The organism is Tepidibacter sp., assembly GCF_025210165.1.
Classification (GTDB): Bacteria; Bacillota; Clostridia; order Peptostreptococcales; family Peptostreptococcaceae; genus Tepidibacter_A.
Map to the genome: position 1 here is coordinate 1 of NZ_JAOASI010000033.1, position 13,455 is coordinate 13,455.

General features: G+C 28.0%; 16 protein-coding genes. All 16 read right to left on the minus strand.

Annotated elements, in window-relative coordinates; all coding sequences use genetic code 11:
- On the minus strand, positions 1-728 hold a 728-nt coding region (spo0A, locus tag N4A48_RS05220; RefSeq protein ID WP_293664772.1), incomplete at its 3' end, for a sporulation transcription factor Spo0A.
- Between the two features lie 87 nt (positions 729-815).
- Positions 816-1,829: a SpoIVB peptidase gene (spoIVB, locus tag N4A48_RS05225; protein WP_293664773.1), complete on the minus strand. Its 1,014-nt coding sequence runs from the start codon at positions 1,827-1,829 to the stop codon at positions 816-818.
- 114 nt (positions 1,830-1,943) lie between these two features.
- Complete coding sequence (gene recN / locus N4A48_RS05230; protein ID WP_293664775.1) at positions 1,944-3,632, minus strand: DNA repair protein RecN; 1,689 nt, start codon at positions 3,630-3,632, stop codon at positions 1,944-1,946.
- Positions 3,633-3,647: 15 nt separating this feature from the next.
- Positions 3,648-4,094 (minus strand): arginine repressor, encoded by a 447-nt coding sequence (locus N4A48_RS05235; RefSeq protein ID WP_293664776.1) that lies wholly within the window; start codon positions 4,092-4,094, stop codon positions 3,648-3,650.
- Positions 4,095-4,110: 16 nt separating this feature from the next.
- Positions 4,111-4,920 (minus strand): TlyA family RNA methyltransferase, encoded by an 810-nt coding sequence (locus N4A48_RS05240; protein WP_293664777.1) that lies wholly within the window; start codon positions 4,918-4,920, stop codon positions 4,111-4,113.
- 15 nt (positions 4,921-4,935) lie between these two features.
- Positions 4,936-6,792 (minus strand): 1-deoxy-D-xylulose-5-phosphate synthase, encoded by a 1,857-nt coding sequence (dxs, locus tag N4A48_RS05245; protein WP_293664778.1) that lies wholly within the window; start codon positions 6,790-6,792, stop codon positions 4,936-4,938.
- A gap of 189 nt (positions 6,793-6,981) precedes the next feature.
- Complete coding sequence (locus N4A48_RS05250) at positions 6,982-7,431, minus strand: divergent PAP2 family protein (RefSeq protein WP_293664779.1); 450 nt, start codon at positions 7,429-7,431, stop codon at positions 6,982-6,984.
- A 17-nt stretch (positions 7,432-7,448) separates the two neighbouring features.
- Positions 7,449-8,339: a polyprenyl synthetase family protein gene (locus N4A48_RS05255; protein WP_293664780.1), complete on the minus strand. Its 891-nt coding sequence runs from the start codon at positions 8,337-8,339 to the stop codon at positions 7,449-7,451.
- A 3-nt stretch (positions 8,340-8,342) separates the two neighbouring features.
- Positions 8,343-8,555 (minus strand): exodeoxyribonuclease VII small subunit, encoded by a 213-nt coding sequence (gene xseB / locus N4A48_RS05260; protein ID WP_293664781.1) that lies wholly within the window; start codon positions 8,553-8,555, stop codon positions 8,343-8,345.
- Between the two features lies 1 nt (position 8,556).
- Positions 8,557-9,756: an exodeoxyribonuclease VII large subunit gene (gene xseA, locus N4A48_RS05265; protein WP_293664782.1), complete on the minus strand. Its 1,200-nt coding sequence runs from the start codon at positions 9,754-9,756 to the stop codon at positions 8,557-8,559.
- Between the two features lie 2 nt (positions 9,757-9,758).
- A complete protein-coding gene (locus N4A48_RS05270) occupies positions 9,759-10,718 on the minus strand; it encodes an O-sialoglycoprotein endopeptidase (RefSeq protein WP_293664783.1) in 960 nt (319 codons plus the stop codon).
- Positions 10,702-11,106, minus strand: a complete 405-nt coding sequence (gene nusB / locus N4A48_RS05275) for a transcription antitermination factor NusB (RefSeq protein ID WP_293664784.1) — start codon at positions 11,104-11,106, stop codon at positions 10,702-10,704. The genes N4A48_RS05270 and nusB overlap by 17 nt, the downstream gene beginning before the upstream one ends.
- Before the next feature lie 70 nt (positions 11,107-11,176).
- Positions 11,177-11,542: an Asp23/Gls24 family envelope stress response protein gene (locus N4A48_RS05280; RefSeq protein ID WP_293664785.1), complete on the minus strand. Its 366-nt coding sequence runs from the start codon at positions 11,540-11,542 to the stop codon at positions 11,177-11,179.
- Between the two features lie 63 nt (positions 11,543-11,605).
- The gene (locus N4A48_RS05285; RefSeq protein ID WP_293664786.1) at positions 11,606-12,301 is read right to left on the minus strand and encodes a SpoIIIAH-like family protein; all 696 of its coding nucleotides are present in this window, start codon (positions 12,299-12,301) and stop codon (positions 11,606-11,608) included.
- A gap of 13 nt (positions 12,302-12,314) precedes the next feature.
- Entirely contained in the window at positions 12,315-12,872 is a 558-nt protein-coding gene (locus tag N4A48_RS05290; RefSeq protein WP_293664787.1) for a stage III sporulation protein AG, read from the minus strand.
- Positions 12,873-12,886: 14 nt separating this feature from the next.
- Positions 12,887-13,447: a stage III sporulation protein AF gene (locus N4A48_RS05295; RefSeq protein WP_293664788.1), complete on the minus strand. Its 561-nt coding sequence runs from the start codon at positions 13,445-13,447 to the stop codon at positions 12,887-12,889.
- Positions 13,448-13,455: the final 8 nt, after the last annotated feature.

Here is a 13,455-nt window from a genome sequence, read left to right on the forward strand (position 1 = left end):
TGAACTGTATATCCAAATAATTGATTTATAGTATCAACCTTTCCTCTACTCCAAGCTACCTCTATAGCATGTCTTATAGCTCTTTCTACTCTTGATGGAGTAGTATTAAATATTTTAGCTATATTAGGATATAGTTCTTTAGTCACAGCACTTAAAAGTTCTACATTATCTATTACCATACTTATAGCCTCTCTCAAGTATAAGTATCCTTTGATGTGAGCTGGAACTCCTATTTCATGTATTATATTAGTTATTTCAGCTTCTATATTTCCATTGTTTTGTATAAATTCAGTTTTAACAGGTTTATATGTTGTTAATGGTTTATCATTTTGAAGTATTGATATATTTCTTTGTCCAACTAATTCTCTTATTCTATTTATAAATACGCTAAAATCAAAAGGTTTAACTATATAATAATCTGCTCCTAAGTTTATTGCTCTTTGAGTTATTTTATCTTGTCCAACAGCAGATAATACTATTATTTTTGGCATTTTCTCTATATCCATAGTATTTAATTTTTCTATAACCCCAAGACCATCAAGATGAGGCATTATTATATCTAGTATTAATAAATCTGGTTGTTTTTCTGAAACCAAATCAAGTGCCTCAATACCATCTTTAGCTATACCTAATATTTCTATATCATTTTCATTTTGCAAATATTCTTTTAATATTTGGCAAAAATCCTTATTATCATCGGCTATTATTAATTTTATTTTCTCTTTCACAAAATTACCCCCCAATAAAAAAATATTATATTTGTACAAATTAACTAATTCGACACCTGTATTAGATTTCCTTTAATTTATTTTGATTTATTTTAACATCCAATCCATAAATATGGCATATCCTTTTTTAGGATTATTAACAAATACATGTGTTATAGCTCCCATTAGTTTCCCATTTTGTATTATTGGAGCACCGCTCATACCTTGTACTATTCCACCTGTATAGTTTATCAAATTTTTATCTACTATTTCAACTATCATACTTTTAGATTTCGGCTTATTTTGATTGAATATTTTTTTAATCTTTATCTTATACTTCTTTATTTTATTATTTTTATCAGAAAACAGTATATACGCATCACCTTTTTCAACTTCATAATAATGGCCAACTTCTATAGGTTTTAAATTATCCCATCTATATTCATTGTTCATGACACCTTTTATTCCAAAATCATTATTACTATTGAATTCCCCCATTATATTTTGCTTATCAAAATTTCCTGTTATTTCCCCAGGAACTCCGGATACTCCTTTTTTAACGCCTATTTCCTTGGATTTATATAAAAAACCTTTTTTCACTTCTATTATGCTTCCTGTATCAACATCTGTTATTCCATGGCCTAGAGCATAAAATTCCTTAGTTTTTGGATTATAACAAGTTAATGTTCCTATACCAGCTATTTTATCTCTTACCCACACTCCTATTTTGTAGGAATCATCTTTACCATCTTTATACAGTTTTACATTTTTAGATATATATTTACCATTTCTTTTTATAGTCACATTTACAAAGTGTTTGTTTGTATTGTCTATAATATCTTTTATATCCTGTGCCTTATTTACTTCTTTTCCCTCTATCTTAACTATTATATCTCCAATTTTTATATTCCTATCTTTATATTTTAAATAATTTTCATCTATTCCTATAATTAATACTCCTTTTGTGTCAAGTTTTATTCCAGCTATATTCCCAAGTGGAATCAATTCTAATTTATTTTGATTAAAGGCTTGTGAAATCAAATTAAAAGATGTAAAACTTGTCAATAATGAAGATAAAATCAATATTAAAATTAAAAATTTTCTCTTGGAAATTTTAGCCATATTTATCACTTCCTTAATGTCATTTTAATATTAATCTTCCTAAAAACGTACTTTTATATCCTCCACAAATAATTATAATATTGTAAAAAAGTTCTTCAAAAAAAATAAAGATGCTTATCCATCTTTATTTTGAGCTATTTCTAGAATTTCTTTAGCATGTTCTATAGTTTTTTGAGTTATATTAGATCCTGATATCAGTCTTGCTATTTCTTCTATTTGTTCTTTTTTATTTAATTTTTCTATTTTTGTATAAGTTCTACTTTCTTGTACAATTTTTTCTATTCTAAAATGTGAATCTGCATTCACTGCTATTTGAGGCAAATGAGTTATACTTATAACTTGTTTTTTATTAGATATTTTTTTTAATTTTTTCCCTACTATTTCTGCTGCTATTCCACTTATACCTGTATCTATTTCATCAAATACAAGCGTATTTACCTTATCTATATCAGATAATATAGTTTTAAATGCAAGCATAAACCTTGACATTTCACCACCAGATGCAACCTTATATATAGGCATCAAATCCTCTCCTACATTAAATGATATCATAAATTCTACAATATCTTTTCCAGTTAAAAGATATTCGTTTCTTTTATTGAAATCAACTTTAAATACAACATTTTTCATATTTAAAGAATAAAGTTGTTTACATATATCATCTTCTAATTTATTTGCAATTTCTTTTCTTATAGATGTTATTCTTTCACTTTTTTCTTTTAATACACTTTCATTTTTTTCTAAGTCATTTTTTAATTCTATTATTTTTTCATCTCTATTTTCTATATCTTCCAGCCTTTTAACTATTTTATTTTTATATTCTAAAATTTCTTGTATAGAATTTCCATATTTTCGTTTTAAATTGTTTATCGTATCTATTCTTATCTCTATCTCATCAAGGCTTTTAACGTCAAAATCTATGTTTTCTTTATAGTCCCTTATATCTTTTGATATATCTTGAAGAGTATACATTATTTCTTCTAACGAAATATGAAATTGTTCTAACCTTTCATCTATATCTGCAATACTTTTTAAATCCTTAATGCCTTTAGATACTAAATCGAATGCATTATAGTTTGATTCATATAGATTGGAATATGAATTATTTAAGCTTGTATATATTTTTTCACTATTTCTATGTATTTCTCTCTCTTTTAAGAGTTCTTCATATTCTCCTAAAGTTAAATCCGCTTCTTCAATTTCCTGTATTTGAAATTTCAAAAGGTCTATTTCCCTTGCTATTTGAATATCATCTTTATTCTCAGTTAATGAATTTATTTTCTTTTTTAAATTAAAGTACTTATTGTATACATCTATATATTCTTTTTTTACAGGTTCAATTTTCTGATGTCCATATACATCCAAAAATTCTATATGCTTGTCTTTGTTAAAAAGAACCTGATTTTGATGTTGACTATGTACATCTACTAATAAAGACCCTATTGTTTTCAAAAAAGATATTCTTACATTTCTTCCATTTACCCTACTTATATTCTTTCCATCGCTATATAATTCTCTTGATATTATCAAATTATCATCTAAAGATGCATCTATACCATATTCTAATAATTCTTTTATAACTTTTTCATTTGTAACATTAAAAGTAGCTTCTACAAGACCTTTGTCCATTCCTTTTCTTACAAGTGATTTATCATACCTTCCGCCTAGGCAAAGATTAAGAGCGTCTATTATTATAGATTTACCAGAACCAGTTTCTCCAGTCAATATGTTAAATCCTTCTTCAAAATCTATTCTAATTTCTTCCGCTAGTGCAAAATTCTTTATATACATCTCAAGGATCACGATAATCCCCCTTATCTATATTAGCTTTCTAAATCTACCTTTTATTGTATCTACATCTTCTATACTTTTTATTAATACAAATACAGTATCAATACCTGCTATTGTACCTATTACTTCTTTGAGTTCTAGTTGATCTATTGCTTTTGCAACTAATTGTGCAGACCCAGGAATTGTCTTTAAACATACAATGTTTTCAGATGAGTCAATCCCTACCAATACTGCTCTTAATAATCTTATAAGTCTATCAGAATATCCCTTTTCTTCTTTTTTAAGTGCTGCATACTTATAATTTCCATCTTTTGTCAAAACTTTGACCAACTTCAAATCCTTTATATCTCTTGAAACTGTAGCTTGAGTAACATTCATTCCATGATTTTTAAGCTTTTGTGCAAGCTCTTCTTGAGTCGTTATATCATTGCTTTCGATTATTTCTAATATTTTGTTATGCCTTGATATTTTCAACTTTAAATCCTCCTAATTACAGTTTTTGATGAGAATCCTCTACTACTTTTAAAATTGTTTCATCGTAATTTAATTCATTTATTTTGTTTAAATCACTACTTTTCTTTATATGAAGTAAGTACTCTATGTTTCCTTCTGGACCTTTTACAGGAGAATAATCTAAATTCAATATGTCAAACCCATTTTGATGTACGAATCCTGTTATTGTTTTAATTACATCTATATGTGTTTGTTTTTCTCTGACTACTCCTTTTTTACCAACTTTTTCTCTACCAGCTTCAAATTGTGGTTTTATAAGTGCTACTATTTCTCCATTTTCTTTAAGTAACTCTTTTGCTTTTGGTATAACCAGTCTTAGTGATATAAAAGATACATCTATAGATGCAAAATCAGCATATTCTCCTAAATCATTAATTTCCACATGTCTTATGTTAGTTCTCTCCATACATACAACTCTGTCGTCTTGTCTTAGTTTCCATGCTAGCTGACCATATCCAACATCTATAGAAAACACTTTTTTAGCTCCATTTTGAAGCATACAATCAGTAAATCCGCCTGTGGAGGATCCTATATCTAAACATACCTTGTCTTTTACATCTACATCAAAGTTTTTTATTGATTTTTCAAGCTTTAGTCCACCTCTACTAACATAAGGTATTAGTTTTCCCTTTATTGTTATCTTACAATCTTCTTTTACCATAGTACCAGCTTTATCACATCTTTGATTATCTACAAATATAAGACCTGCCATTAATGATTTTTTTGCTCTTTCTCTACTTTCAAAATGTCCATTTTCAACTAGTAAAATATCTATTCTTTTTTTCATTATTTATTACCTTTCCTATCTGATTTCTTCAATTATTTTTTGTGCTATTTTTTGAGGCGATAAACCATATTTATCATAAAGTATGTCTACTTTTCCATGTTCTATGAATTTATCTTCAAATCCTATATTTATAAATTTACCTTTATATCCAAGCTTTGATAAATAACAAGATACACTACTTCCAAATCCTCCAATTAAAACATTGTCCTCAACAGTTACTATGTAGTCATATTCTTTGTATATATCTTCTAGCATCTTAGAATCTAACGGTTTTAAGAACCTTCCATTTATTACTGTTATATTTATTCCTCTTTCTTTTAATATATCAGCACACTTTAGACATGTTTTTACCATAGATCCTATACCGATCAATGCTACATTACTTCCTTTTTTCATTATATCCCATTTACCTATATTTAACTCAAAGTCATCTTTCTTATACTTAAAAACTTCACCTCTTGGATATCTTATAGCAACTGGACAGTACATTGTTCTTGATAAATCTAACATTTTTTCAAGCTCATATTTATCCATTGGTGCCATAACAGTTAAGTTAGGTATAGAGTTTAAATAACTTAAATCAAATACTCCATGATGAGTTTCTCCATCATCTCCAACAATACCTGCTCTATCAAGAAGTAAGGTTACAGGAAGATTACTAAGAGCAACATCATGTATTATTTGATCATATCCTCTTTGAAGGAATGTTGAATATACAGCAAAATAAGGTTTTATTCCATTAGCCGCAAGACCACTCGCAAAGGTAACTGCATGTCCCTCTGCTATCCCTACATCAAAAAATCTTTCTGGATATGTATTTTGAAATTTAGAAAGGCCTGTTCCAGATGGCATTGCAGCTGTTATAGCAGCTATATTTCCATCCGTATCAGCCATTTCAATCATTTTTTCTCCTACTACGCTTGAATATGTTCCCTTAGAACTCTTTTGAATACCTTTTTTGGGGTCAAATGGACTTACCCCATGATATTTTCCAGGGTCGTTTTCTGCAAATCTATAACCTTTTCCTTTTGTTGTTATTACATGTACTATCGATGGTCCTTTAAATTTTTTTATCGTTTTAAAAGTTTTAATAAGTTCTTCTATATTGTGTCCATCTATTGGACCAAAATACTTTATTCCCATTTCCTCAAATAAAGCACCTGGGCTTACAATGTATTTTAAACTGTCCTTTATTTTATCTGCAGTTTTATATACTGTATCTCCAATCTTAGGTATATAATTAGTGATATTCTCAAATTCCACCTTCATTTTTTTATAAGCTTTATTAGTTCTAAGCTTTAATAGATAATTAGACATACTTCCAACATTTTTATCTATAGACATTTCATTATCATTTAATATTACAGTCATATTTGTTTGTGTATGACCTAAATGATTAAGTGCTTCAAAAGCCATCCCTCCAGTTAAAGCTCCATCTCCTATTACAGATACTACTTCGCAATCTTCTTTTTTTATATCACGTGCCATAGCAATACCAAGCCCTGCTGATATAGATGTTGAACTATGACCTGTATCAAATGCATCATGTTCACTTTCATTTCTCTTAGGAAACCCACTTAGACCATTAAATTTTCTAAGAGTTTCAAATTCACTAGTTCTTCCAGTAATCATTTTATGTACATAAGCTTGATGACCTACATCCCAAACAATCTTATCCTTTGGTGTTTCAAATATATAGTGAAAGGCAAGGGTTAACTCTACTATACCTAAATTAGATGCCAAATGTCCTCCTGTCTTAGATACAGATTTAACCAAGAACTTTCTTATTTCATTAGTAAATTCATTAAGTTCTTTTATATTCATTTTCTTTAAATCTTCAGGACTATTTACATTGTATAAATATTTATACATAACTTCATCCTACTTTCTAAAATTTATTTTTAAATATATAAATATACCCTAGTATTTTTTCTAAAATCTAATATTTAAAACTATATTAGATTTTGATAAGTTATTACTAGGATATATCTTTATCATATAAGTCATATAATTTCTATAGAGTAAAAAGCATAGATATTATAGCATATTAGTAGATCATTTTCAAATCATAATATTAGCTATTACAATACCTAATATAGCTCCTGCTAAAACTTCTACCGGAGTATGGCCTACAAGTTCTTTTAACCTTTTTTCATTGAAGATATCTTTTCTATGTTCTTGTATATCTTCTATCATTTTATTTAGTATCTTAGCTTGCTTTCCAACAGCTCTTCTAACTCCAGATGCATCATACATTATTATTAAAGCAAATACAAGTGTCACGGCAAATTCTAACGATTCATATCCTCTTTGTATTCCAGCAGCTGTTGCAAGGCTTGTAACAAATGATGAATGAGAACTTGGCATACCACCTGAACCCACAAACCTTGAAATATCTATCTTCTTATCAAATATAAAAGTCAGTATGACCTTTAATATCTGAGCAACAAACCAAGATATAAAACACACTGAAAAAGTTTGATTGTTTAAAATCCCCTCAATAAAAGTCACTTTATGTCCTCCTTAAATTAACATTCTCTGTCTATAATATACTCAGCTAAACAATTTAAAAACTCGTTTTTTCCATCAAAACCATATATATATTTTTTAGCATCGTCAATAAGATTTCTAGCTATTTCTCTTGATTTTTCAATACCAAATAATGACGGATATGTAGACTTGTTGTTTTCTAAATCACTTCCAATATCTTTTCCTAGTTTTTTTTCATCTCCCACTATATCTAATATATCATCTACAACCTGAAAAGCAAGACCTATATTTTTGGCATAATTTGTTATATCTTCAAGTTCACTATCACTTGCTCCTCCAATTATAGCTCCAGCTCTCATAGACCCTATAATCATAGCAGACGTCTTATTCATATGTATAAAGTCTAGGGTATCCTTATCTATTTTCTTATTCTCACTTTCAAGATCCACAACCTGACCTGCAATCATTCCTCTAACTCCTGCCGCCTTAGCTACTTCGTTCATAGCCTTTATATATTTATAACTATTTTTCTCATTCTTTAAAGCATGTTCAAGCATTATTTCAAATGAATAATTTAAAAGTCCATCTCCAGCTAAAACAGCTATTCCTTCTCCGAAAACCTTGTGGTTTGTAGGCTTTCCTCTTCTTAAATCATCATCATCCATAGCAGGTAAATCATCGTGTATAAGAGAATATGTATGAATCATCTCCATAGCACATGCAAAAGGTATAGTATCTTCTATATCGTTATTAAATAAAGCAGCACTTTCCATCAAAAGTATAGGTCTAAGTCTTTTACCTCCTGCATCTAAGCTATATTTCATCGCTTCAAATAAAGTTTTTTGATATGTATTCATATTAGGTATATAACTTTGTAATCTACTTTCAAAATATATTTTTTTATCTTTTAATGCTGATTTAAAATCCATTTTTTATACCTCCTCAATATCAACTTCTATTTCTTCTAAAGTATCGTTTGAAAACCTAGTTATTTTAAGTTGAGCTGATTCTAATAACTTATTACAATGTCTATACAACCCTATGCCCTCTTCATAAAGTTTTAAAGATTCATCTAAAGATATAGTTTCTTCTTCTAAGCTTTTAATAATTTCTTGTAACCTTTTGTATGCAACCTCATATTTCATACTAATCTACCTCTTTTATATTCTGTATTTTACAATTTAAACAAGCCTTTTCAAATAATACATTAATATTATCTCCCTGTTTTAAATTCTTTGGATTTTTGACTAGTTTATCATCTTTTTCAACTAAGGTGTATCCCCTAGACATTATAGATAATGGGCTTAAATTATTTAAGTTTTGCCCTATATACTCTAACTCATTTCTAGTTAAAATAAGTTTTCTATTAATAGAATTTTCAATATCCTTTAAACAGTTATCCATTTCTATAAGTTTATCTTTTATTATTTCTTTGTAACCAATCTCAATATCCTTTTTTGTGCTATCTAAATCTTTTTTATATGTATATACTTTGTTTTCAAATATTTTATTAATTCTTTTCCTAGATGTATCGAGTCTTTCCCTTATATCTAAATAAAATGGAACAGATATTTCAGCTCCAGCTGATGGAGTAGGAGCTCTAAGGTCTGCTACAAAATCTGATATTGTAAAATCAGTTTCATGCCCTACTGCACTTATTATAGGAATTTGTGATTTAAATATGCTTCTTGCAACCTTTTCTTCATTAAATGACCATAATTCTTCTATTGAACCTCCACCTCTAGCTAGTATTATAACATCTATACATTGTCTTTTATTCAAAAAATCAATAGCATTAACTATATCATCAGCTGATTTATCTCCTTGAACCAAAACAGGATATATCTTAATATTGACCTTTGGATATCTTCTAGATATAACATTTATAATATCCCTAAGTGCTGCTCCTGTTAAAGATGTTATTACCCCTATATTTTGAGGAATACTAGGTATTTTCTTTTTGTATTTTGGATCAAATAAACCATCACTTTTAAGTTTTTGTTTAAGCTTTTCAAACTCTACATGTAAGTTCCCAAGCCCTTCAATATCAATTGAATTTATATAAAGCTGGTAACTTCCATCCTTTTCATATAATGATATATAGCCAGATGCTCTTACCTTTAGACCTTCCTCTAAATTTAAATCTTTAGGAACATTGTTTTTGAATATAACACAGTTTATCTTAGATTTATTGTCCTTTAAAGACATATATATATGCCCACTTGTATGAACTTTTAAATTAGATACTTCGCCTTTCACCTTTAAATTATATAATATAGGATCATTGGTAAGAATCCTCTTTATATAAGAATTAACCTCACTAACTGAAAGAGCCTTTAATTTCATAATTATACCTCACTTAAAAATCTATTAACTCCAATAATACCTGATCCTATGGCATTATCCTTTGCAAAACTAGGTTTTGTAAAAAAAGCATTTATTTTATTATTACTTAATTTATCAATCATCTTATTGGATATATATTCACTAGAAGATACTCCCCCAACGAATAATACATCTTTTAAATTATATTTATTACTTAAATAGACAACCGATTTATATATAGAATTTAAAATAGAGTCTAAAACAACCTTAGATATATATTCCTTAGAGTACTCATCTATTATAGAGAATATTTGATTTTCAACACCTGAAAAATTGATATATCCTTCTTTAGATGATATTTTCATATTATGAACATCTCTATCACATTTTAGTGCATTTTTATCCAAATACTTTCCACAAGGAAATTCATATCCAAGCTTTACCCCTACTCTATCTATAAGTTGTCCTGTACTTATGTCCTTAGTAGCACCTACTATGTCTATATCATATCCATATAATTTTCTATTGACAAGTAGTATTTCAGTAGTTCCTCCAGACATATGTATACACAAAAACTTCTCTTTATCTATATTAGTATCATAAAAAGCTGCTTCTATATGACATTCTTGATGTGAAGTTTTGTATAATTTTGAATTTAATACGCAGGATATAGTTTTTGCAAATTTATAACCACAACTAAATACAGGCATATACGATCCTTCAATAGGTCTTGGTCTTGAAGATACACACACCCCTACTATATCATAATCTATAATTTTAGCTTTTAACTCTCCAAACATATCTCCTAAATTGTTTGTATGTTGAAAAAATGCATCAGATTGTCTGAGTCCTCTATTTCCTTTCTTAACTTTTAACATTTTCTTTTCATTTATTATTATTTCTTTATCTAAATTTATAGCTGCTATAGATGTCGTATAGCAGCTTGTGTCTATTCCTAAAATTATTTTATTTTTGGATATCATTTATTACACTTCCCAATAAACCATTTATAAATTTAGTAGATTCATCATCTGAATATCTCTTTGCTAGTTCTATTCCTTCGTTTATAGCAACTTTAAATGGAACATTATCTATATATTTTATCTCAGCTACAGCAACTCTTAGTATACTGAGATCTACCTTAGCTATTCTATTTATTTTCCATTTTTTAGAATGGTTACTTATAACTGAATCTATATCTTCTTTATTTTCTATAATTTTATTTCCTAAATCAACTAGGTATTGTTTATCAAAGTTTTCATGAGAATTTTCCTCTATAAATTCTTCAACCTTTTCACTATTATATTCTTTAGTCATATCCATTTGATAAACCATTTTCATCCCTAATTCTCTACTTATCTTTCTGCTCATTATAAACCTCCTAAATATTATATACACAAAACTAACCCTCTGATTATTCAGAGGGTTAATATATTTCCTATTAACTATTCTCTTCAATTGTTTCTTTCTTAAAAGTAATTCCTTGAATGTGAACATTAACCTGAGATACATTTAATCCAGTCATAGTTTCAATAGTTGTTTTAACATTTTCTTGTATTTTCCATGATACATCTGGTATAACGACACCATATTCTATCATTACAAATACGTCTATGAATACTTCATCTTCTTCTACTACGACTTTAACACCTTTAGATAAATTCTTTTTACCTAAAATTTCTGTTATATTTCCTGTAATGCTCCCACTCATAGCTGCTACACCTTCTATTTCAGAAGCAGAAATTCCTGATATAGTGGCAATTACATCCTCAGATATTTTTACTTGGCCATAATCTTTATTTTCCAAAGGTACACCTCCAAAGTGTTAAATTATACTTTAATTATACCAAATGAAAATAAATTTTACAAACTATCTTTTGCATTCCATTATCTTTATATTTTCAAAAGGAAGTTTTGTTTGAGTATATACTACATCAAATATTTTCGCAACGTCATCTTTGTTAAGTTTTTCTCTATCAACCACTACACTTGCATTATTTTCACTAACATATGCTACTGGATTTTCAAAACCTTTAGCAGTAAGTAAACTTTCTATATTGAGCTCGGCTTCTCTAAACTTAACTAAATTTAACTTCATATTAGACGCTTCTTCTATTGATTTTTTGCTAGAAGATGGGTTTTTAACTATTGCATCTAATTCTTCTATTAATTCCCCTCTTTCCTTTTCTCTATTCATTTTTATATCTATAAAATATGTATCCTTTTGCATATTCTCTTTCGATGCCATTTCTTTTGTTATATTTGCAGTTGTTTCTTTAACCTTTTCCTCAGCTTCACTTTTGTTACTATCTACAACTTTTATTTCCTGAGAATCTATATTAGAATCTATGTTTTCATTAGCTGTTTCCTTAACCTCTTCTTTATCTACATCTATGTTTTCATTTTCAGCTGAAAGTAATTCCTCATATTCTTCAAGATCACTAGATGTTTCAAGCATAGACTGTTTACTAAATTGATAATTAATGGTACATACAACTACTAACATAAATACTAATACACATACAACAAAATTTCTACTTTTTAAAAACTTCTTATTAAAATTCATAACCTAATCCCCCTTATTTGTTTTTTGGGTAAACCTCTATTTTATGGCTAGATACTTGAAGTACTGTTTTAACAGCATCATATAGCCTTTGTTTTACTACAGTATCTTCTGCACCATCAGCTACAACTATAACTCCTCTAACTTGTGGTTCTATAGATTTTAGTAATATAGGTTCATTTCCCTGATTGTTATTTTTTGTTACTATAGTTTGAGTTTTGTTTTCTGTTGTTACAACCCTCCTTCCCCCAGTTGAGTCATTTTCCTGTGTTGTCTCTGTTGCCACTGTTTCATTAAAAGCAGGTTCTAGTTCTCCATTGGTCTCAAATGTTATCATTACCTTTACTGACTCTACCCCCTGTATGTTGCTTAGTATTTTTTCAAGCCTATCTTCTAATTCATCCTCTTTGCTAACTATTGTTCGTCTACTGGAATCATTTTTATCAACTAGATTTGCATTTGGATAATTTTTATCTGCATTATGATTAAATATACCAGAAACACTCACAAGAAGTACTAATGATATTATTATTGCAGCTAAAATAGTGTATATCCTCTTCTTATCAAGATTCATCTTCATCCCTCACATTAGTTAATTTTTATTTTTTCAATGGATATTTTAAAGATTTTGTTTAAATCTTCTTTTACTTTTTTATGTTCAACATCTTTGAGTTCGTTAAAAGCTTGCTTATAATTTTCATTCTCTTTTAATTGTATTTTTTCTTTAGTATCATTATTACTATTTTCACTAGTTTTTAGATCTTTTATAATTAATTTTTTTTGTCCATCCTCATCAGTCTCTATATCAGTTAATTGATATCCAGATTCCTCTAATTTCATATTTATGCTCTGTTTTAAATAATTATCGTAATTAGACATAATTTCTTCTTCATCTATTGAGCTTTTACTCATAAGCTCATGATTATATTCATATTGAAATTCATTAAACTGTTTTAGTATTTTATCCTCTATATAAATATCTTTTGATACTGTATTTAAAACAGGTGTTATAACTATAAATATGAATATAAAGTTTAAAACTATATTTATGTACTTTTTGAAGCTTCCCGTAGGTACTAATATATCTATAACATTTATAACAAATGCAGCAATCAATATACTACTTATCCATTGTTTTATACTATTCATAAAGACTT